Origin of the sequence: Blastococcus carthaginiensis (assembly GCF_030731085.1) — a bacterium.
In the GTDB taxonomy this organism is placed as follows: domain Bacteria; phylum Actinomycetota; class Actinomycetes; order Mycobacteriales; family Geodermatophilaceae; genus Blastococcus; species Blastococcus carthaginiensis.
The window spans coordinates 1-21,235 of record NZ_JASNFN010000017.1; the positions used below are offsets into that span (position 1 = coordinate 1).

The 21,235-nt window shown below is 74.9% G+C and carries 16 protein-coding genes and 1 pseudogene; 8 read left to right on the forward strand and 9 right to left on the reverse strand.

Features of this window, described 5'->3' with window-relative positions:
- Positions 1-163: 163 nt before the first annotated feature.
- On the forward strand, positions 164-553 hold the full coding sequence (locus QOZ88_RS14530) for an S-adenosylmethionine decarboxylase (protein WP_306000461.1): 390 nt from the start codon (positions 164-166) through the stop codon (positions 551-553).
- Between the two features lies 1 nt (position 554).
- A complete protein-coding gene (locus QOZ88_RS14535) occupies positions 555-1,334 on the forward strand; it encodes a hypothetical protein (RefSeq protein ID WP_306000462.1) in 780 nt (259 codons plus the stop codon).
- Positions 1,335-1,486: 152 nt separating this feature from the next.
- Here QOZ88_RS14535 and QOZ88_RS14540 read toward each other — a convergent pair whose 3' ends face one another.
- Positions 1,487-3,637 carry an acyltransferase family protein gene (locus QOZ88_RS14540; RefSeq protein ID WP_306000463.1) on the reverse strand — a complete coding sequence of 717 codons (2,151 nt, stop codon included), beginning with the start codon at positions 3,635-3,637 and terminating at the stop codon, positions 1,487-1,489.
- Between the two features lie 178 nt (positions 3,638-3,815).
- On the opposite strand from QOZ88_RS14540, the gene QOZ88_RS14545 reads away from it, so the two are divergent.
- A complete protein-coding gene (locus tag QOZ88_RS14545; RefSeq protein ID WP_306000464.1) occupies positions 3,816-4,052 on the forward strand; it encodes an AbrB/MazE/SpoVT family DNA-binding domain-containing protein in 237 nt (78 codons plus the stop codon).
- A gap of 43 nt (positions 4,053-4,095) precedes the next feature.
- Here the strand turns inward: QOZ88_RS14545 and nrfD are convergent, their stop codons facing one another.
- The 6 genes and pseudogenes from nrfD to QOZ88_RS14575 form a co-directional block, all read right to left on the reverse strand.
- A complete protein-coding gene (nrfD, locus tag QOZ88_RS14550) occupies positions 4,096-5,139 on the reverse strand; it encodes an NrfD/PsrC family molybdoenzyme membrane anchor subunit (protein WP_306000465.1) in 1,044 nt (347 codons plus the stop codon).
- Position 5,140: 1 nt separating this feature from the next.
- Entirely contained in the window at positions 5,141-6,205 is a 1,065-nt protein-coding gene (locus QOZ88_RS14555) for a 4Fe-4S dicluster domain-containing protein (RefSeq protein WP_306000466.1), read from the reverse strand.
- Between the two features lie 130 nt (positions 6,206-6,335).
- Positions 6,336-9,626: pseudogene (gene fdh / locus QOZ88_RS14560) on the reverse strand (formate dehydrogenase).
- 92 nt (positions 9,627-9,718) lie between these two features.
- The gene (locus QOZ88_RS14565; protein ID WP_306000467.1) at positions 9,719-9,958 is read right to left on the reverse strand and encodes a hypothetical protein; all 240 of its coding nucleotides are present in this window, start codon (positions 9,956-9,958) and stop codon (positions 9,719-9,721) included.
- A gap of 88 nt (positions 9,959-10,046) precedes the next feature.
- Complete coding sequence (locus tag QOZ88_RS14570; protein WP_306000468.1) at positions 10,047-10,505, reverse strand: SGNH/GDSL hydrolase family protein; 459 nt, start codon at positions 10,503-10,505, stop codon at positions 10,047-10,049.
- 416 nt (positions 10,506-10,921) lie between these two features.
- On the reverse strand, positions 10,922-11,179 hold the full coding sequence (locus QOZ88_RS14575) for a hypothetical protein (protein WP_306000469.1): 258 nt from the start codon (positions 11,177-11,179) through the stop codon (positions 10,922-10,924).
- Between the two features lie 92 nt (positions 11,180-11,271).
- On the opposite strand from QOZ88_RS14575, the gene QOZ88_RS14580 reads away from it, so the two are divergent.
- From QOZ88_RS14580 to QOZ88_RS14595, 4 genes are all read left to right on the forward strand, one after another.
- Positions 11,272-13,173, forward strand: coding sequence for a putative bifunctional diguanylate cyclase/phosphodiesterase (locus tag QOZ88_RS14580; RefSeq protein ID WP_306000470.1), 1,902 nt, complete (start codon positions 11,272-11,274; stop codon positions 13,171-13,173).
- Positions 13,170-15,743, forward strand: a complete 2,574-nt coding sequence (locus QOZ88_RS14585; RefSeq protein ID WP_306000471.1) for a diguanylate cyclase domain-containing protein — start codon at positions 13,170-13,172, stop codon at positions 15,741-15,743. The genes QOZ88_RS14580 and QOZ88_RS14585 overlap by 4 nt, the downstream gene beginning before the upstream one ends.
- A 152-nt stretch (positions 15,744-15,895) precedes the next feature.
- Positions 15,896-16,861: a glucosyl-3-phosphoglycerate synthase gene (locus QOZ88_RS14590; protein WP_306000472.1), complete on the forward strand. Its 966-nt coding sequence runs from the start codon at positions 15,896-15,898 to the stop codon at positions 16,859-16,861.
- A gap of 196 nt (positions 16,862-17,057) precedes the next feature.
- Positions 17,058-17,897: a glycerophosphodiester phosphodiesterase gene (locus QOZ88_RS14595; protein ID WP_306000473.1), complete on the forward strand. Its 840-nt coding sequence runs from the start codon at positions 17,058-17,060 to the stop codon at positions 17,895-17,897.
- A 259-nt stretch (positions 17,898-18,156) separates the two neighbouring features.
- Here QOZ88_RS14595 and QOZ88_RS14600 read toward each other — a convergent pair whose 3' ends face one another.
- Together QOZ88_RS14600 and QOZ88_RS14605 are read right to left on the reverse strand one after the other, a co-directional pair.
- The gene (locus tag QOZ88_RS14600; protein ID WP_306000474.1) at positions 18,157-18,834 is read right to left on the reverse strand and encodes an HAD family hydrolase; all 678 of its coding nucleotides are present in this window, start codon (positions 18,832-18,834) and stop codon (positions 18,157-18,159) included.
- Positions 18,835-18,933: 99 nt separating this feature from the next.
- Positions 18,934-20,049: an NDMA-dependent alcohol dehydrogenase gene (locus QOZ88_RS14605; protein ID WP_306000475.1), complete on the reverse strand. Its 1,116-nt coding sequence runs from the start codon at positions 20,047-20,049 to the stop codon at positions 18,934-18,936.
- Positions 20,050-20,233: 184 nt separating this feature from the next.
- Here QOZ88_RS14605 and QOZ88_RS14610 point away from each other — a divergent pair, with 184 nt between their 5' ends.
- A complete protein-coding gene (locus QOZ88_RS14610; RefSeq protein ID WP_306000476.1) occupies positions 20,234-20,944 on the forward strand; it encodes a TetR/AcrR family transcriptional regulator in 711 nt (236 codons plus the stop codon).
- The last annotated feature ends 291 nt before the right edge of the window (positions 20,945-21,235 follow it).

Sequence of the window (21,235 nt, forward strand, 5' to 3'; positions counted from 1 at the left end):
CCCCGGCCCCCGCCCCCCCGCCCCCCCCCCCCCCCCGCCCCCGGGGGGCGCCCCCCCCCCCCCCCCCCGCCGCCCCCCCCCCACGCCCTGGGGGTGACGCACGACCGGGCGACACGCCGACCTGGGTGAACACTCTGCGCTACCGGATGTGGACGATGAGCCGGTGACGCCGTCCTCCCCTGCCCCTGACCTGCTCTCCCGTCCCACTGCCTGGCGGGACCTCGCCCCGGAGATCCTCCGGCAGCGCCTGGTGATCGAGGGCTACCCGGCCGCGCCCGTGGACGACGCCCAGATCCGCACGTACCTCTCGGCGCTGTCGCGCGAGGTGGACATGGTGCAGCTGCTCGAGCCGGTGACCCACCGCTCCGACCTGTACGGCTGGGCCGGCTGGATCCACTGGGAGACCTCGGGGGCGCACTTCTACGCCTGGGAGCAGCCGCGGCTGTTCTTCTCGGTGGACATCTACACCTGCAAGGCGTTCGACCCCGACGTCGCGGTGGCCTTCACCGCCGACTTCTTCGATGCCCGCACCGTCGTCGCGAAGGGGTTCTGACGTGGCCTTCCGGCTGCTGGTGGCGCACTCCCCCGCCGAGCGGGACGCCGCGCGGCAGGTCGAGGCCGACGTCTTCCTCCAAGCCTTCGGCAACACGCCGGAGCTCCTGGCGCAGGAGTACGGCCCCTACGAGGAGCGCTCGCGGTTCGTCGCGGTCATCGACGACGAGAGCGGCGTCGCCCTGGGCACCGCGCGGCTGATCACCGACGGCGCGGCCCCGGTGAAGACCGTGCTCGACATCGCCGGCGCGCCGTGGCACCTGCCCGTGGCCGAGAGCCTGGCCGCCGTCGACCTGGAGCCCGCGACGGTGTGGGACGTCGCCAGCCTCGCCGTCGACCCGCGCTACCGCGCCGGGGCGGCCGGCGCCGAGGTGAGCGTCGCCCTGTGCCACGGCATCTGGCGGTACGCCCGCAACTGCGGCGTCCCCGGCATGGTCACCATCCTCGACGACCGGGTGCACCGGCTCGTGCGCGCGATGGGCCTGCCCTGGCACGCGATGGCGGGCGCCACCTCGCAGCCCTACCTCGGGTCGCCGGCCAGCACCCCGTGCGTCTTCGCCGTGGCGACGGCGGAGGCCGAGGTGTACGGCTCCCGCCCCGACCTGGCGCCGGCGCTGGACCACGGTGTGTTCCGCTCGATCACCGTGGACCCGGCCGACCTGGCGGCGACCCGGGGCACCTTCGTCGACTCGGCCGAGCCGGCGCTCGTGGGGGCGCCCCGCCGGGACACCACCGGCTGGCGGCCGCCGACGGTCCGCCGCGAGAGCGCGCCCCTCAGGTAGGCCGGCGGCCAGCGCCCCCTGGCTCCGGGGCAGGACTGTTGTCCCGTGGGCAGTCGCTCTCTGCCCCACCCGGGTGGGCAGAGACTGACTGCCCCGACATGGGGTGAGGGGCCCGGCAGGTCAGGCGGGAAGGGCCACCGGGGCCGGCGCGCTCACGACCTGACCCGGGCCGGGACCATCTCCCGCACGGCGGCCGCGAGCATGTCCGCGGCGGCCGCCGTCAGGTGGGTCTCGTCCGTGCGCAGCAGCACCGAGCCGATGAAGGCGGGGCAGCGGCCGTCCGCGCAGAACAGCTCCCGGGTCTCCACGTAGGTCACGTCCGCGCCGGCCGCCTGCAGCGACTCGACAGCGGACTGCTCGGCCTCGGACTTGTCCGGGAAGCCGCGGCCGATCGACCTGACGCAGTCCTCCGGGCTGCCCAGGCGCGTCCCGCACTCGCGGGGGTCGATGCCCAGCGGCGGGTTGCCCAACACCACCACCGAGCCGGCGTGCGGCGTCACCGCCTCGAGGGTCGACTCCAGGCCGCGCCGCCACTCGTCGATGGCGGCCTCGCTGTCGCCGTCGCTGCCGCTCCCGCTGACGAAGTTGCCGAAGTACCCCTGCCCGGCCGACAGCACCAGCACGTCGGGCTCGGTCTCCTCGATGAACTGCTGCGTGATCTCCCGCGCGGCCGCGCAGTCGTCCGGGAAGCCGGGTGGCTCGGCCGGCGGCGCCACGGCGACGTCGACGAACGGGCAGGAGGCGTAGCCCAGCCCGAGCACCTGCCAGTCGTCGCCCGAGAACACCGCGTCGACCGTGGGTCCCCAGCTCATCGCCACCGAGTCGCCGACCAGGAGCGCCGTCCGGGGCGCGTCGGCCAGCCCGTCCTGGCAGACCAGCGGGTCGTCGATCTCGGTCACCGTGTTCCGGCACCCCGGGGCCTCGGTCCCCATCTCCTCGGCCTGCTGCTCGGGCCCAAGCCCGTCCAGGGAGGGCGTGAGGTCGGCCGGCCAGGAGTCGGCGGACAGTGCGTCCTCCACCTGCTCGGCGAGCTCGGCCGCGGTGGGCCGCTCCCCGGGGGCGGAGACCGCCGGGCCCGCGTTGGTGGTGTCGGCGCCGCGCAGCCACGCCGGCCCCAAGAACTGGGCCACGCCCACCACGAACAGCACTCCGGCCACGGTGACGGGCAGCAGGACCCCCGTGCCGCGGCGCCGCTCCCATCCCGAGACGTAGCGGGGGCGGGGGCGCAGGGCCAGGACGGGCCGCTCGACCCACCGGTACGACGCGGCGGAGAGGAGCACCGTGAGGGCCACGAGCGCCAGCTGCACCTCGATGGAGCTGCCGAACATGGCGAGCCCGAACACCACCACCGGCCAGTGCCACAGGTAGATCGAGAACGACCACTGGCCGATCCGTTGCGCCACCGGGTTGGTCAGCAGGGCGGTGGCCGTGGACCGGGGCGGGTCGGCGAGCAGCACCATCGCCGCGCCGAGCACCGGCGCCAGCACCCACGGGAAGGGGAACGCCGAGGACGGCGAGATCACGACGGCGGAGCCGAGGATGACCACGAGCCCGCCGAGGCTCAGCCCCGGGCGGAGCCGGTCGGCGACGGCCGCCCGACCGGCGACGACGGCGGCGAGCGCCCCGATCAGCAGCTCGCCGGCCCGCGCCAGCGTGTCGAAGTAGGCGGCTGTCGGGGCGGTGCTCGTACGGTAGGCCGCCCACGCCAGCGAGACGACGATCCCCGCGCTGATGAACCACACCAGCCGCCCCGGCCGGTGGCGCAGGTCGAGCAGCCGGAAGCCGGCGAACAGGAGCAGCGGCCAGAGCGCGTAGAACTGCTCCTCGATCGACAGCGACCAGTAGTGCTGCACCGGCGACTCCGGGCCCTGCGCCTGCAGGTAGTCGGCCCCGGCGGCCACCAGGTGCCAGTTCTCGACGAACAGCGCCGCGGCCAGCGCATCGAGCGCGCTCTGGTTCGCCCGCGGCAGGAACCAGACGGCGTAGCCGACCGCCACGGTCACCGCGAGCACGACCATGGCCGCGGGGAGGATCCGCTTGGCGCGCCGGACGTAGAAGTCGCGGAAGGAGATCCGGCCGGTCGACGCGAGCTCGCGCAGCAGCAGCGCGGTGATCAGGTACCCGGAGATGACGAAGAAGACGTCGACGCCGACGAAACCGCCGTGGGGCCAGCCGAGCACGTGGTCGGCGACGACCAGCGCCACCGCCACGGCGCGGAGGCCCTGGATGTCGGCGCGGAAGCGCAGCGGACCGCCGGGGGGCTGCGGCGTCGTCCGGGTCGTCGCCTGATCCATCGCAGACATGGGCACGAACGTACGTGGCGCCGGTGGGTTGCCGGGATCCGACCGCCCGGCTCCCCGGAACGGGTGGCACCCGCGGTGCCGTCGGCTCCTCCGGCACCGGCCGTCGCGGGCGCCGTGGCGGTCGGCACCTGCACCGCCCACCGACTGCTGCAGATGGCGCGCCGGTAGCGTTCTCCCAGTGGAGATCACGATCGACAGCCTGGGGCGCATCGTCGTCCCCCAGGCCCTCCGTGACGCCCTGGGGCTGACCGCCGGGAGCACCGTGGACGTCAGCCGTTACGGCCTCGGACTCCACCTCGTCCCCGCCGGCCGGACGGCCCGGCTGACCGAGGTCGACGGCGCGTTGGTCGCCGAGTCCACGACGCAGGTGACCGACGAGGACGTGCTCGGTCTGCTGGACTCCGCACGCCGGTGACCCGCCTGGCGTTCGAGCCTGGCTGAGACCGAGGCGCGACGGGTCAGCGGGTGGTGGTGTCGGCGTGCTCCTGCTGCCGCGCGGCGAGCCGCTCCTTCTGCGGGATCACCACGTACTTCGGGTCCTTGGTGCTGGCGATGCCGGCCTCGAAGACGCCGAAACGGGTGAGCAGCGAACCGGCCGCCAGCAGCGTGCCCGAGGCGACCGCGCCCCACCGCCGTCGTCCGGCCACCGCGGTCAACGTGGCGCCCGCCGCGGTGCACACCTGCGCCGCGCGCATCAGCGTGCCCGGCCGGCCCTCGTGGAAGGGCTCGCTGAGCAGCCCGTGGTCGGTCTCGACCTTGTGCATCGCGGCCAGCTCGATCGCGGCCCCGGCGATCGCCATCTTCCGCGCCGGCCCGGCCTCCTCGACCGGCGTGAACGCCATCGTGATGCCGCCGCCCGCCGCCATCGCCGAGCCGCCGAACACGAACGGCAGCTGGGTGTGCGCCACGTGCCACGAAGGCACCGCGGTGTTGGCCAGCAGCACCCCGGTGTAGGTGGCCAGCGGCCCGCCGAAGACCGCGCCCACCACGCCGCCGAAGCGCTTGAGCCGCGGGAACCAGCCCAGCAGCTCCACCGCCGCCGTCGCTCCGGCCGCCGCGCTGAACGGCGCCAGGATGTACGTGCCCACCGACAGCGGCGAGGTCGGCTTGAGCACCCGCAGCATGTGCAGGAACCGCTCCGGCCGGCCCAGGTCGTGGATCAGGTAGGCCACCGACAGGATCGACCCGCCGCCGGCGGTCAGCCGCGACACCCTCGTCAGCGTCGGCCGGTCGGTGAGGTCGGCGAGCGCGCCGAGGATCGCCGAGGAGCCGGCCGCCCCGCCCAGGAACAGGTACAGCGGCACGTCCGGCGACTTCCACACCGGCGTCTTCACGATCTGCCGGCCGTAGTAGGAGGTGAACTCGACATCGTCGACCATCGCGACCTCGCCGCGGTGGCGCCCACGGCCGCGGCGGCGCTTCCGGCCGGTGCTGCGCTGCGTCGCCGGACCCCGGTCGGCCTGGCGCCACCCGGCGCCCGGGCTGGTGATACCGCCGGTCATGTCAGCGCCTCCGCGAACCGAGGACGGCGGTGACCGCGACCCCGATCATCATCGCCGCGGCCTTGCCGGCCGCCTTCCACATCGCCGGCAGGTCCCGCGTGGTCACGATCGGGTCCGGCGGCAGGCCGTAGACCTCCGGCTCGTCGAGCAGCAGAAAGAACGCGCCGTCGCCACCGACGCCGTCGTCCTCGTCCCGCCCGTACAGCCGCGCCGTCTCCACGCCCTGCGCCTTGAGCGTCGCCAGCCGGGCGTCGGCGCGCTCCTGCAGCTCGTCGAGGTCGCCGAACTGGATCGACTGCGTCGGGCACGCGGTCGCGCACGCCGGCTGCAGCCCGTCGGTCAGCCGGTCGTAGCACATCGTGCACTTGAAGACGCGACCGTCGTCCTTGCGCTGGTCGATGACGCCGTAGGGGCACGCCGCCACGCAGTAGCCGCAGCCGTTGCAGATGTCGCCCTGCACGACCACGGTGCCGTACTCGGTGCGGAACAGCGCCCCGGTGGGGCAGACGTCGAGGCAGCCGGCGTGCGTGCAGTGCTTGCAGACGTCGGAGCTCATCAGCCAGCGGATCTGCTTGTCCGCGCCCGACTGCCCGGTCTGCGGGTCGAACTCGCTGAGCGCCTCCGCGTTGAGCACGCTCTGCTGCGCGTTCGCCAGGCTGACGTCGTCCCCGGCGACCGCCGGTGACGCGCCGCTGCCGGCGCGGTCGTCGCCGGGCCGGCCGAACGTCGGCATCGGCAGGTCGACGGCGCGGCTCTGCTCGATGAAGGCCACGTGCCGCCAGGAGTTGGCCCCCAGCTGGCCGGTGTTGTCGTAGGACATCCCGGACAGATCCCCGAGGGCGTCCCGCACGCCGTGCGAGTCGTCCATGGGCAGCGTGTTCCACTCCTTGCACGCCACCTCGCAGGCCTTGCAGCCGATGCAGACCGAGGTGTCGGTGAAGAAGCCGACCCGCTTGGGGTGCTGCTCCTCGTAGCCGGCCTCGGCCGTGACGTCGGGCAGCGGGCCGAACAGCCGGTTCTCCGGGTCGCGGCCGGTGAAGGCCGGGCTCGCCGAGCTGATCGTCATCTCGCTCCCCTCCTCTCGTCGTCCGTGCGGCTGACCGCGTCCTGGCTCACCGTGACGGGTCCTGGCTCGCGACCGGTGCTGAGCCAGGACCCGGAACGATCAGGTGACCTGATCACCAGGGCGCCGTCGCTCACGGGGAGGACCCTTCGCCGGCCTGGGCGGCCACCGGGTCGCGGCCGTTCACGCCGACCCGCCCCGACGGCACCCCGGCCCGGCGACGGTAGGACTCGACGAACTGCAGCAGCTCCGGCCCCCGCGGCCGCCGCCCGGCGACGATGTCGCAGGTGCTGACCTTGGACTCCTGGATGTGGGTGTTCGCATCCATGACGATGCCCAGCAGGTCGTTGGCCGCGTCACCGGTGGAGATGCCGGCGTAGGACCAGTGATACGGCATGCCGATCTGGTGCACCACCGTGCCGTCGCGCAGCTTGATCGGCCGCACCCGCTCGGTGACGAGCACCTTCGCCTCCACCGCCGTGCGCGCGCTGACCAGCGTCGCGAACTCGCCGTTGGTCAGCCCCCGCAGCCGCGCGAGCTCCGGGCTCACCTCGACGAAGAACTCCGGCTGGAGCTCCGACAGGTAGGGCAGCGTGCGGCTCATCCCACCGGCGGTGTGGTGCTCGGTCAGCCGGTAGGTGGTGACGGCGAACGGGTAGACGTCGCTGCGCGTGGGGTTGGCCCGGTTCCACGGGCCCTCGATCATCTCGAGCGTCGGGTTGGCCTGCTGCTTGTAGAACGCGTTCTCGACCACCGACTCGGCCGGCTCGTAGTGCGACGGCAGCGGGCCGTCGACCACGCCGGCCGGCGCGAACAGCCACGCCTTGCCGTCGCCCTGCATGACGAACGGGTCGGTGCCGGCGAGCGCGTCCTGCGCCTTGGCGCCGTGCGGGGGCACGTAATCCGGCCGCTTGTTCTTCTCGAAGTCGGGCACGTCGTCGCCGGTCCACTCCCCGGCGGCCTCGTCCCACCACACGTACTTCTTACGCTCGCTCCACGGCTTGCCGTCCGGGTCGGCAGACGCGCGGTTGTAGAGCATCCGCCGGTTGAGCGGCCACGCCCAGCCCCACTCCGAGGCGACGACGCCCTGCTCCTTCGCGGGCTTGCGCCGCGCGGACTGGTTGACCCCGTCGGCGTAGACGCCGCTGTAGATCCAGCAGCCCCCGGTCGTCGAGCCGTCGTCCTTCATCTCCAGGTAGGAGTTCAGCAGCTGCCCGTCGGGGCCGTAGCCGTTGATCTCGCGCAGCACCAGGTCCGCGCTCGGCTCGTCGTGCTCGCCCTCGGGCAGGTACTCCCAGGTCAGGTCGAGCAGCGGGCGGTCCCGCGGGTCGGTGGAGTTCTTCAGCCGCTCGCGCAGGATCCGGCCGAGGTGGAAGTAGAACCACAGGTCGCTGCGGGCGTCGTTCGGCGGCTCGACCGCCTTGTGCCGCCACTGCAGCAGCCGCTGCGTCTGGGTGAAGGTGCCTTCCTTCTCCACGTGCGTCGCGGCCGGCATGAAGAAGACCTCGGTGCCGATCGTGTCCGGCGACAGCTCGCCGGTCTCGTGCTCCGGGCCCTCCTTCCAGAAGGTCGCGGACTCGATCATCTGCAGGTCGCGGACGACCAGCCAGTCCAGGTTGGCCAGGCCGAACCGGTTCATCCGGCTGTTCGGGTGCCCGACGCCGGGGTTCTCGCCGACGAGGAAGTAGCCCGACACCTTCCCCTTGATCATGTCGGCGATCGTCCGGTAGGAGCTGTGGTCGCCGTCGATCTTCGGCAGGTAGTCGAACGCGAAGTCGTTCTCCGGCGTCGCGGCGTCGCCCCACCACGCCTTGAGCAGGCTGGTCATGTAGGCGGGCTTGTTGCCCCAGAAGCCGCCCTTGCCGGCGGCGTCGGCGACGTAGTCCTCCAGCGACTCGTGCTGGTGGGCGTGCGGCATCGGCAGGTAGCCCGGCAGCAGGTTGAACAGCGTCGGGACGTCGGTGGAGCCCTGGATGCTGGCGTGCCCGCGCAGCGCCATGATCCCGCCGCCGGGGCGGCCGATGTTGCCCAGCAGCGTCTGCAGGATCGAGCAGGTGCGGATGTACTGCGCGCCGACGCTGTGCTGCGTCCAGCCCACCGAGTACACCCACGCCGTCGTGCGGTCGCGGTTGCTGTTGCTGGTCACCCACTCGGCGACCTGCTCGAACACCGCCGGCTCGATGCCGCAGACCTCCGACACCATCTCGGGGGTGTAGCGGGCGAAGTGCCGCTTGAGCACCTGGAACACCGTGCGCGGATGCTGCAGCGTCTCGTCGCGCTTCGGCTTCGCCGGGATCGGCGGGCCGCCGCTGCCCGACGCCTGCGCGCGGTCGGACTGCGTGACGTCGGGGTCGTCCTCGAGCCGGTCCTGCTCGGCGGCCCGGCCCGGGTCGTCGGCGCCCGCGTGCGGCGGCTCCTCGAACTCGTACTGCCAGCTGTCCACGTCGTACACGCGGTTCTCGGCGTCGAAGCCGGAGAACAGGCCGTCGAGGTCCTCGGAGTCGACGAACTCCTCGCCCACCAGCGCCGCGGCGTTGGTGTAGGCGACCACGTACTCCCGGAAGTACAGCTCGTTGGTCAGGACGTGGTTGATCAGGCCACCGAGGAACGCGATGTCGGTGCCGATGCGCAGCGGCACGTGCAGGTCGGCGATCGCGCTGGTGCGGGTGAACCGCGGGTCGATGTGCACGATCTTCGCGCCGCGGGCCTTGGCCTCACCCACCCACTGGAAGCCCACCGGGTGGCACTCGGCCATGTTGGAACCCTCGATGACGATGCAGTCGGAGTTCGCGAGGTCTTCCAGGAAGTTCGTGGCGCCGCCACGACCGAACGAGGCACCCAGACCGGGCACCGTCGCGGAGTGCTATATGCGGGCCTGGTTCTCGATCTGGATCGCGCCCAGGGCGCTGTAGAGCTTCTTCATGAGGTAGTTCTCCTCGTTGTCGAGGGTCGCCCCTCCGAGGCTCGCTACTCCCATGGTGCGGTTGACGCGCTTGCCCTCGTTCTCGTCCTGCCAGCCCTTGCGCCGGGCCTCCAGGACGCGGTCGGCGATCATCTCCATCGCCGTGCCGAGCTCGAGGTCCTCCCACTCCGTCCCGAACGGACGGCGGTACTTCACCGTGGTCACCCGCGACGGGCTGGTGACCAGCTGCTTGCTCGCCGCGCCCTTGGGGCACAGGCGGCCGCGGTTGATCGGCGAGTCCGGGTCGCCCTCGATCTGGACGACCGCGTCGTCCTTCACGTAGACGTTCTGCGCGCAGCCGACGGCGCAGTACGGGCAGACGCTCTTCACGACCCGGTCGGCGGTGGCGGTGCGCGACACCGTGGCCTCGGTGGCCTTGCTGCGCGCGGCCTTGCCGCGGCCCAGCGGATCGGAGCCGGTGAGCTGGCGATACACCGGCCAGCTGTCGAGCCAGGTCTTCACGAGCGTCACTCTGCCACCCGGTGCCGGGCGCGGCGCGGCGACAGGCCCGCGCACCGGCTCGACGCCGTCCGGAAGGGTGACCGACGACGGCGTCAGCCGCGGGACCGGCCCTCCGCGTCCGCGGGCCGGCCGGGGGCCGCCGCGAGGAGGACCAGCGCGAGCACGGCGACCGCCCACCCCGCGAGGACGAACAGGTCCCCGGCGTGCACCCCGTGGTTGCCGACCAGCGTGAGCAGCACCGGCCCCTCGTTGCGGTACTCACCGGTGATCAGGAGGGCGGCGAACCCCGAGACGACCGCCCCTGCCGCGAGAGCGCACGACCAGCGGAGCACCCGGCCACCGTAGCCGCGCCGGGGCACCGGGCGGTCCGTCGCGCGGTCCGTCGCGCGGTCCGTCGCTCGGACGGCGGCCCCGCGCGGCTCAGCCACCCGCCGGCACCAGCGGCTCGACCAGCGGCCGGATCTGGTCGGCCAGGAAGCGGTGCCCCTCCTCGGTGGGGGTCTCGCCGTCGTCCCCGACCAGCCCGGGCCCGGTCAGCCAGGTCTGCGCCAGCGGGTCGGCGAAGGCGGTGCCGGTCGCCTCCGCGGCCGCGGCGACGGCGTCCCGGTCGGTCTGCACGTAGCCCGGCGCAGGGATCTCCGGCCACGCCGGTCCGACGGCCAGCAGCGCGGCGTCCGGCGACGCCGCCCGGACCGCCTCGATCGTCTGCTGCGCGGCCGCCTGCACGTCGGGGAAGGCGGCGTTGTCGTCGCGGGAGCCGGAGAGGACGACGACGTCCCAGTCGCCGCCGGCACCCTCGGCGAGCTGGGCGAAGGTCTGGCCGTCGGGTGGGGCCACGAGGTAGCCGCTGCCGTCGGCCGCGGCGACGGTCAGCTCCACGGGACGGGTTCCCTCGCCGGAGATCTGGTCGGCGACCAGCTGCGGCCACGCGGTGACCCCCTCGTGGGGGGGGGGGGGGGGGGGGGCGGCCCCCCCCCCCCCCGCCCCGGGCGGGCCGCCGCGGGGGGGGGCCCCCCCGGGGGCCCCCGGGGTCCCCCCGGCGGGGGCCGCCCCGCCCCCCCCCCCCCACGACGAGCATGCGCACCGGGGCGGCAGCGGCGGCGGTCTCCTCCGGGCCGAGCCCGGCCGCAGCGGGGGCGGTGAACCCCGGCGGCGGCGGCCGGTTCACCAGGAGGAACGCCAGGGCCGCGACCGCGAGCACGCCGAGCACCAGGACCGCCCACGCCCAGCGCGGCGTCGGGGGGAGTCCGCCCACCACGGCGCGAACGGTACGCCGCCGGGCCCCGCCGGGGAGGTCAGCCCGACGCGCTGCTTCCCGCGGCCGGCGGCGCACCCGCCCCCGCCCGCCCGCCCGGCGGTGGCGGGCCGGCCGACGCCAGGCGCGCGGCCTGCGCGCGGCGCTGGGCCGACCGGCGCAGCAGCACCTGGGCCTGGGCCGCATCGGCGGTGCGGGCGGCTCGTTCGGCGAGGACGTCGGCGGTCTCGAGCAGCAGCGCGACCCGCCGCCGGTCCGCACCTCCCGCCTGCGGCACGGGCAGGTGACCTGTGCTCATGCCCGCATCGTGCGGGAGGCCCGGCCGGCCCGCGACCCGGCGCCGGTCCCCCCGATCGAGTGACCGGGCAGGCATCCCGGCTGGAGCATGCGGTGCGCGCTCCCGATGACCACGACGTGACCACCGCCGCCCCGGGGCAGCCGCTGGCCGCGTCCCCGTCCGGGCGCGCGGCTGCGCCGGCGTCCATCCTCGCGCTGGTCGCGGTCGTGCTCGGCACCTGGTCCGCCCCCGCCCCCGCCCGGCTGCTCTGCCTGGGCGGCGCGGCCGTCCTCGCGCCTGCCCTGTTCGCGCTGTGGCGCCGCCAGGCCCGGCTCGCGGGCGCGCTGCGCACCAGCCGTGCGCAGTTCACCGCCCTCGTGCGCAGCAGCGCCGACCCCGTGGTGCTCCTCGACGACTCCCTGCGCGTCACCTTCGCCTCCCCCGCGATCGCCGCCCTCCTCGGCCGCGATCCCGCCGAGCTCCCCGGCCTGCCGCTGGCCCACGCCGTGCACCAGGACGACCGCCGCACGCTCTTCGCCACCCTGCGCACCCAGGCCGACGACCACGGCGAGCTCGCCGTCCGCACCGCCCGCATCCGCACCGGCGACGGCGGGTGGCGGCTGGTCCAGGCCACCGTCCGCGACCTGCGCGCCGACCCCGAGGTCGGTGCGCTCGTGCTGTTCTGCTCCGACGTCACCGCCCGCCGCGAGGGCCCCGACCCCGAGCTGCTCGAGCTGGCCCTCACCGACCCGGTCACCGGGCTGCCCAACCGCAGCGCGCTCGTCCGCCGGCTGGCGGCCGTCCAGCGGCAGGGGCCGGCGCACCGCGCGTCGCTCGTGCTGCTCTCGGTCGACGGCGCGGCCTCCGCCGGGCCCGGCGCCGAGACCGCCGTGCTGCGCGCGCTCACCTCCCGGCTGGCGCGCGAGCTGCGCGGGGAGGACTGGCTGACCCGCGGCAAGGACGGCGACTTCGTCGTCCTCGTCGACGGCGGCGTCGCCGACGCCGAGGTCGTCGCGGCCCGGCTGATCGCCACCCTCCGCTGGCTGGCCACCCCGGCCGGCCGCCTCACCGCCACCGCCGGCGTCACCGGCCTGGCCGCCGACGTCGACCCCGGCGAGGCGCTGCGCCGCGCCGACCTCGCCCTGCACAGCGCCCGCACCGCCGGCGCCGGCTCGGTGCACCGCTTCGACGACGCGCTGCGCTCCGCCGAGGACCGGCGGAGCGCGCTGAGCACCGACCTCGCCGGCGCCCTGGCCCGCGGCGAGCTGCGGCTGGTGTTCCAGCCGGTCGTCGACGTCGTCCTGCAGCGCACCGTCTCCGTCGAGGCGCTGCTGCGCTGGCGCCACCCCGAGCTCGGCGACGTCTCCCCGCAGGAGTTCGTGCCGCTGGCCGAGGAGTCGCCGCTGATCACCGAGCTGAGCCGCTGGGTGCTGCGCGAGGCGTGCGCCACCGTCGCCGGGCTGCCCGGTGAGGAGCTCGCCGTCGCCGTCAACGTCTCGGCGCGCCACGTGCACAGCGGGGAGCTGGTGGCCGACGTCGTCGCCGCGCTCGGGACCAGCGGCCTGCCCGCCTCCCGGCTCGTCGTCGAGCTCACCGAGTCGATGCTGCTCGACAGCCACGTGGCCGACGAGCTGCAGACCCTGCGCGGGCTCGGCGTCCGCATCGCCGTGGACGACTTCGGCACCGGCTGGTCCTCCCTGGCCTACCTCGCCGGCATGCCGGTCGACCTGCTCAAGATGGACCAGCACTTCCTGGCCGACGTCGAGCACGACCCGCAGCGCCGGGCGCTGTGCCGCGGGGTGCTCCAGCTGGGCACCAGCCTCGGGCTGCCCGTGGTCGTGGAGGGCGTGACCACCACCGGCCAGCTCGCGCTGCTGCGGGACATGGGGCACCGCTACCTGCAGGGCTACGCCTTCGCCCGGCCGCTGGAGGCCGGGCAGCTCGCCGACGGCGGCTGGCCCACCGCCGTCGCCGTCGGGCTCGACGCCCCGGCCGGGCCGGCGGTGCCGTCGTGATCGGGCCGCGGGACCTCCCGGGCCGGCTCCGGTGGACGGCGCTGCTCGGCCTGCTCGGGCTGGTGCTCGCCGTGCCCTTCAGCGCGCCCGGTGGCACCGGCATGCAGTGGGACGAGCTCGTGCTCGGCGCGGTCGCCACCAGCTGCGCGGTCGTCATGGTGCGCCGGCTGCGCACTCTGGACCCGGCCGCGGCCCGCCCCTGGTGGCCGGTGGCCGTCGGCGCCGGCTGCTTCGCCGTCGCCCAGTTCCTGGCCGGCGCCTTCCCCGGCCCGGCCTTCGACGGGTTCGGCCTCGACGAGGTGCTGCTCGTGGTCGGCGCGGCCACCCCGCTGGTCACCGCCGGCCTGCTGGCCCGGCGGGTCATCCGCACCCGCTGGAGCGCCCTGGTCGTCGACGGCACCGTCGTGGCCACCGCCGTGCTCGTCGTCACCGAGGTGCTGCGCGCCCCCCTGGTCAACCCGGCGGGCGCCCCCGAGGACCTGCGCACCCTCGTCCTGCTCTACGGCTGCCACGCCGCGCTCATGCTGGGCGCCGGCGGGGCCGTGTGCACCGTCTCCACCGCCGGTCTCCGCCGCTCGGTGACCACGCTCATGGCCGCGATCGCCGCCCAGTCGGTGGGCGCCGGCGCCGAGGCCATGTCGATCGTCTCCCCCGGCACGTTGTGGACGGCGGTGTCCGACCTCAGCGTCGCGACCTCCCTGCTCGCCACCGCGCTCGCCGTCGTCCTCGCCCCCGGGGCCCTCACCGAGCGCACCGCCCGCGCGGCCGCGCCGGTCGTCAGCCCGGTCGGCCTGCTGCTGGTCGTGGCCGCGCTGCTCGCCCTGCCCGCCTCGACCCTGTACATGGACCTGCGGGGCGAGGGTCACTCCGTGCTCGCGGACCTCGGCATGGCGGTCGTCTTCGTCCTGATGGCCGGCCGCGTGGTGCTGCGCATCCGCGAGGACGGCCGCATGACCGAGGACCTGGTGCGCAACGAGGAGGACTTCCGCGAGCTCATCGAGGCCAGCTCCGACGGCATCGCGATCATGGACGCCGGGTTCCGGCTGCTGTTCACCTCCCCGGCGGCCCGCAGCCTGCTGGGGGTCCGCGCCGACGACGCCGAGGTGTCGCTGCTGGAGCTGGTCGCGCCCGAGGACCGCGAGCTGCTGCGCCTGGCGACCCTGGACCACCCCGCGGGCGAGGGCCCGCCGCTGCAGTTCCGCGTGCCCCTCGACGGCGGGCTCCGCCGCGAGCTGGAGGTCACCTCCTCCGAGCGGCCCGGGGGCAGCCGGCGGGTGCTCTACCTGCGCGACGTCACCACCCGCCGCCGTCGTGAGCGCGAGCTCGAGCGCATGGCCTACACCGACCACCTCACCGGGCTGGCCAACCGCGCGATGCTCTTCCAGGAGCTCGCCGCGCCGGCTCCCGAGGAGCGGTGCCTGCTGGTCGTCGACCTGGACGGGTTCAAGGCGGTCAACGACGTCGCGGGCCACGAGGCCGGCGACCAGCTGCTGGTCGACGTCGCGCGGCGGCTGCACACCGTCGTGCGCGAGGACGACCTCGTCGCCCGGCTCGGCGGCGACGAGTTCGCCGTACTGGTCAGCGGCACGCTCTCCGATGGCGAGGACGTCGCCCAGCGGATCGTCGACGTCATGGCCATGCCGTTCCGCTCGGGCGGGCACACCTTCGCCACCGGGGCCAGCGTCGGCGTCGCGCCGCTCACCGCGGCGGGCGGGCAGAGCGCCTTCCGCGAGGCCGACGCCGCGCTGCGGTCGGCGAAGCGGGCCGGCAAGGGCTGCGTACGGCTCGCCGGCGAGGACCTGCGGGAGGGCATGGAGCAGGAGCCCGACTTCGACGACGTGGTCGCCGAGGGCGTGTTCACCGTGCGCCTGGACGCCGCGTGCGGGCCCGGGCGGCGCATCGAGATGGTGCACGCCGTCCCGACCTGGTCCCACCCGGAGCACGAGGACGTCCGCGGGCAGGAGCTGTGGGGCTTCGCCGACCGCCAGGGCCGCTCCGGCGAGCTGCAGACCTGGCTGCTGCACGAGGCCTGCCACGTCGCCGCCGGGCTGCCCGACGAGGAGGTCGCGGTCGCGGTCAACCTGCCCGCGGGCCTGGTGACCGTCGACGGGCTGGCGACGGCGGTCGCGGGGGCGCTGGCGGCCTCGGGGCTGCCGGCCACGCGGCTGGTCCTCTCCTTCACCGAGGAGACCCTGCTCATCTCATCGGCCGGCCTGGTGCCCGAGCTGGAGGCGGTGCGCCGCACCGGCGTCCGGCTCTGCCTCGACAACTACGGCATGGGGCACAGCATCTTCGCCCTGCTCGCCCGCGTCGCCCTGGATCTCGTCCGGGTCGACCTCACCGCGCTCGCCGCCCGCGACGACACCACCCGCGCGCTCCAGGTGCTCGCCGCCATCGCCCGCACGAGCGGCGGTTTCGGCCTCACCTCGATCGCCGGCGGCATCAGCACCCCCGAGCTGTGCGACGCCGCGTTCGCCGCCGGCATCCACCTGGTGCACGGCCGCGCGCTGCCCCACGACCTGTCGCCCGACGACCTCGCCCGCCGGGTCGCCGTCGTCCCCAGCGCCTGACCGCTCCGGCGGGCCGGGCCCGACCGCTCCGGCGCCCTGGGCCCGACCGCTCCGGCATCCCGGCCGGACCGCGGGGAACGTTCCTGTGACGGGCCGGTGAACAGCACCACCCCCGCCTGGTGCCGGCTCCCGACCTGCCCGACAGTGGTCGCGTGAGACCCGACGCCCGCGCCTGGTTCGCCGACCGCACGTCGAGCGCGCGATCCCTCGATGAGATCGACGTGGCGGCGCTGCTGCGCGCCAAGCGCCGGGGCGGCCACCGGGTCAGCGTCGTCCTCCCGGCCCGCAACGAGGAGGCGACGGTGGGCCGGCTCGTCGCCGATCTGCACGCGCACTGGGTGCGCGGCGTGCCGCTGGTCGACGAGCTCGTCGTCGTCGACTCCGACAGCACCGACGCGACCGCCGCCGTCGCGCAAGCCGCCGGCGCGGAGGTCGTCGCCACCACCGACGTGCTGCCCGCCGCCGGCACCCGCCGCGGCAAGGGCGAGGCGCTGTGGAAGTCGCTGGCCGCCACCACCGGCGACCTGGTCGTCTTCCTCGACGCCGACCTGCTCGGCGACGTCGCCCACTACGTGCCGGGCCTGCTCGCGCCGCTGCTGGCCGATCCGCAGATCGCCTACGTCAAGGGCTGCTACACCCGGCCGCTGGAGGTCGGGAGCACCGTGGTGCCCGCGGGCGGCGGCCGGGTCACCGAGCTCACCGCGCGGCCGCTGCTCAACGCGTTGTGGCCCGAGCTCGCCGGGGTCGTGCAGCCCCTCGGTGGCGAGTACGCCGGCCGCCGCTCCGTGCTGGAGCAGGTGCCGTTCGTCTCGGCCTACGGCGTGGAGGTGGGGCTGCTCGTCGACCTGCTGCGGCTGGGCGGGCTCTCCTCGCTGGCCCAGGCCGATCTCGGCGTGCGCCGGCACACCTCGCAGGATGCCGAGGCGCTGGGTGAGATGGCCGGCCAGGTCGTCGCCACGGTGCTGTCCCGGGCCGCGGGTGCGCGCGAGGCGAGCGGGCTGCTCACCCAGTTCCGGCACGACGGACGGGGCTTCGTGCCGCGCAGCAGCGCCGTCGCCGTGGACGAGCGCCCGCCGATGATCACCGTCGCCGAGTACCGCGCCCGCCTCGCCGTCTGACCTCGCCGTCCCCGTCCCCGTCCTCCTACTCCCGCCCGGAGCCCTCGACCTCGCGATACGGCTGCCGACCTCGCGTCGCACGGCGAGGTCGGCAGCCGCACGGCGCGGCCGACGGCGCGGCGCCCTCGGTCGCACGCCCCGCCCCGGGCGAGGAGGATCTCCGCGTGCCGCACGACCGCTCCCCCCGTCCGCGCCGGTGACCGGTCCCGAGGTCGTCGCGCACCGCGGTGCGACCGCGGAGGCGCCCGAGCACACGCTGGCCGCGTACCGGGACGCGACCGTCGTGGGCGCCGACGCGGTGGAGTGCGACGTCCGGATGACCCGCGACGGCGTGCTCGTCTGCGTCCACGACCGCCGGGTCAGGACCACCTCGAACGGCCGCGGCGTCGTCTCCGCGCTGCACCTGGCCGAGCTGGAGCAGTTCCGGTTCGGCGCCCGGCGCGGCCGGCGGGACCGGTGGGCGGACGACACGATCACCGCCGTCTCGGACGAGCCCGACGTCGAGGACGGCCGGGTGCTCACCCTCGACCGGCTGCTCGAGTACGTGACGGCGACGCCGGGGAGCGTCCGGCTGGCCATCGAGACCAAGCACCCGACCCGGCACGCGAAGCGGGTGGAGCAGGAGCTGGTGCGGTCACTGCGCCGCTACGGGCTGCTGCAGGCCGACCGGCCGGCGCAGTGGGGAGGGAAGCCGGCGTTCCGGGTGATGAGCTTCTCCCAGCTCGCGGTGCGCCGCGTCCAGGCGCTGGTCCCGGGCGTTCCCACCGTGCAGCTCATCGGCAAGCGGCTGCGCGCGGTGCGCACCGAGCTGCTGGCGGGGTCGATGAGCGCGGTCGGGCCGGGGGTGGCGCTCGTGCGGGCCGATCCGGGGTTCGTGGCGCAGGCGCACGCCGCGGGCAAGGAGGTCCACGTGTGGACGGCGAACACGCCCGCCGACATCGACTTCCTGATCGGGCTCGGCGTCGACGCCCTCATCACCGACCGGCCGGACGAGGCGCTCCGCCGGCTGGGCCGCGGGACGACGCCCGCGGCGTAGCGCGCCGCGGGCCGCTCCCCGCCGCAGCCTGCCCTTCCCGGCGCTACCCGGCGTGCGAACCGACGCAGCCCGACGGTCAGGCGCCGGAGGATCCGTCGGCGCGAGCCCTCACCGGCCAACGGAGTGCGCTGCCGCCCACTTCTGGGCCTCCGAAGTGAACGCCAGCGCACATCGTCTCGTGCCGCAGCGCCGGGGCCGGTGAGCCGGTGGGCCGGTCGGGCGGGTGGACCGGTCGGCCCGGTCGAGCGAGCCAGCCGGATCAGGGGCGGGCGGCGGAGAGGTCCAGCCGGTCGAGCGCGGCAGCGAGGTCGCCGGGGGTGTCGAAGACGTCGACCGCCCCCGCTCCGCGCAGCTCGTCGTCGCCGAACCCGCCGGAGCGCACCACGAACGCGGGCATCCCGGCGTTCTTCGCCGCCTCCACGTCGAACACGGAGTCCCCCACGACGACGCTGGGTGCGTCCACCGGTTCGCCGAGCTTCTGCAGCGCCACCTGCAGCAGATCGGGCGCCGGCTTGCTCGACTCCACGTCGTCGTTGGTGGTCCACGCCTCGGCGAGGTCCCGGGCGTCCAGCAGGTCCAGGAAGTGGTCGACGTGCTGGACCTTGCCCGAGCTGGCCAGCACGACGCGGTGCCCGCGGTCGCCGAGCGCGGTGAGCAGGTCGCGTGCCCCCGGCAGGGGCGCCACCTCGTCGATGAGCCGGTCGAACTCCTCGGTCCAGCGGTCGCGCGCCTGCTCACCGATGCGCGCCTCGAGGTCGTCCCCGCCGAGCGCGGCCGGCAACCGGTCGCCACCCATGCCGATCAGCCGGTGGATGCGCCAGATCGGGAACGTCTCGCCCAGCGACCGGAAGGCCCGGTACCAGGCGAGCGCGTGCTGGTAGTTGGTGTCGACGAGGGTGCCGTCGACGTCGAGGACGGCGATGCGGAGGTCACTCACGCCCGAGGGCCTGCCCACCGGCAGCGCGCCCGAACCGCACGCCGCCCCGCCGCAGGGCCCCGGCGCGAACGGAGCGAGTGCTGGGGGCGGGGTGTTCTCTCAGTCGGCGTGGACGAGCAGGCCCCGCACGGTCTCGCCGGCGGCCTGGTCGCGGTACCCCTGGTTCACCTCGTCGAGGGCGTAGCGGCGGGTGATCAGGCGGTCGAGCTCCAGCCGGCCCTCCTCGTGCAGCCGCAGCAGCCGCGGGATGTCGGTGAACGGGTTGCACGAACCGAACATCGAGCCCTGCACCCGGTGCTCGAACACCGTGGTGATCTGCCCGTTGAGCGTCGCGCGCCCCTCGTCGGGGCGGTCGGCGAGTGCTGTCAGCACCAGGGTGCCGCCCTTGCCGAGGCAGGCCGACGCCGCCTTGAAGACCTCCCCGGTCATCTTCCCCACCGTGACGACGACGACGTCGGCCCCGGTGCCGCGGGACAGCTCGCGGGCGAGCGCGACCGCCTCCCCGGCGTCGGCGACCGTGCGGGTGGCGCCCAGCGACTCGGCGAACTCCCGCTTCATGGCCACCGGGTCGACGCCGATGACGTGCATCGCGCCGGCGTGCACCGCGCCCTGCACGGCGTTCACGCCCACCCCGCCGAGGCCGCTCACGACCACGGTGTCCCCGGGCCGGACGCCGCCGGAGTAGACCGCCGAACCCCAGCCGGTGGGGACGCTGCAGGCGACCAGGGCGGCGGTGTCCAGCGGCAGCCAGGGGTCGATCCTCACGCAGGAGAACTCGCTGAGCAGGGTGTGTCGCGCGAAGGCGCCGATCATGCAGAACCCGCCCAGCGGCTCGCCGTCCAGGCGGTAGGGGAAGGTGCCGGTGGGCAGCTGACCGGTGGCGATGGTCGCGCCCTTGTCGCACAGGTTGGAGCGGCCCGAGGCGCAGGAGCGGCAGTGCCCGCAGGCCGGCAGGAAGCTGGTGACGACGTGGTCGCCGGGTGCCACGCCGGTGACGCCGGGGCCCACGGCCTGCACGACGCCGGAACCCTCGTGGCCGCCGACGATCGGGTACCGCCCGCCGGGGTTGGCGTGCCGCAGGTGCTCGTCGGAGTGGCACAGGCCGGCGTAGGCCATCTCGACCAGCACCTCACCGGGTCCGGGGTCGAGCACCTCCAGGTCGACGACCTCATACTCGGTCCCCGCCTCGCGCAGCACCGCAGCTCTCGTCCGCACCGGGCGGCTCCTCCTCGCAGTCGTCGTCCGGGCGCCCGGGCCCTCCGGCCGGGTCCGCCCGCGGCCATCGTGCCTGGTCGATCCGGGGGCGCCGCACACACCCCCGACGCACCGTCCGCGAGACATACCGGTCGGTCGGCCGGTCGTCCGAGCAGAGAGACCGTCCAGTACCTAAGCTGGCACCGTGGGTGAACCGACCGGCCACCGGGCGCGCAAGAAGGCGCAGACGCGGGCGCACGTGCGGGCGGTGGCCCACGGGCTGTTCGCCGAGCGCGGCTTCGACGCGGTCACCATCGCCGACGTCGCCCGCCGGGCCGACGTCGCCGTCCAGACGGTGTTCAACCACTTCTCCACCAAGGAGGAGCTCTTCTTCGACGGCCGCACCCCGTGGGTCTCCGGCCCGGCCGACGCGGTGCGCCGCCGGGCTCCGGCCCAGTGCCCCCTCGCGGCGCTGACCGGGTACCTGAGCGCGTTCGTCCGCGACCGGATCGTGGCCCTGGACGACCCCGCGCACCGGCGCCACGTGCGGCTCGTCGCCGAGTCGGCCGCGTTGCGCGCGCACGAGAGCCACCTGGTGAACGAGTGCGAACGGCTGCTCGCCGAGGCCCTGGCCGAGGCTTGGACCGACCCCGGCGCCACCCACGACGGCCTCGTGCTGGAGGACCCGGGCACCACCGCCGCGCTCACGGCCGCCACGTGGCTCTCGGCGGTCCGCGCGCTGCTGCTCCGGCACCGCCCGGCGGTCGCCTCCGGTGCGGACGCCGCACAGGTCGGCGAGGAGCTGGGGCGCCTCACCGACCAGGTGCTCGCCGGGCTCGCGGAGACCGCCGACCACTTCCTGCGGCGGCTGCGCGCTGCCGGGGCCGGTCCGCAGCCCGCGCACCAGGCCTGCTGAGCCGGCCGTCCCCTCGGAGCAGCTCATGTAAAGAGCTCCGGTGCTTGATCAGCTTCGGGGTTCCAGGGTTGCATGAGCATCCCGGCTGGTCCGGTGGGTGGCGAGGAAAGCGGCTCTGAGGGAGAGACGATCTTGAGGGATCGTGTCGACGAGCCTCGTCCGACTGATTGCCACCACTGGCCTGGCCACGGATGCCCCGGATGAGGGAAGTGGGCCGGCCCGCCGAGGCCGGGCCCGGTTGCAGCACATGAGTGGGAGCCGTCGTCAGGTTGCTCGCCGCCTTGGGACCGT

Coding starts and splice junctions, on each gene's coding strand:
- QOZ88_RS14540 (WP_306000463.1), bottom strand. CDS start 3,637: ATGTCTGCGATGGATCAGGCGACGACCCGGACGACGCCGCAGCCCCCC.
- nrfD (WP_306000465.1), bottom strand. CDS start 5,139: ATGACCGGCGGTATCACCAGCCCGGGCGCCGGGTGGCGCCAGGCCGAC.
- QOZ88_RS14555 (WP_306000466.1), bottom strand. CDS start 6,205: ATGACGATCAGCTCGGCGAGCCCGGCCTTCACCGGCCGCGACCCGGAG.
- QOZ88_RS14575 (WP_306000469.1), bottom strand. CDS start 11,179: ATGAGCACAGGTCACCTGCCCGTGCCGCAGGCGGGAGGTGCGGACCGG.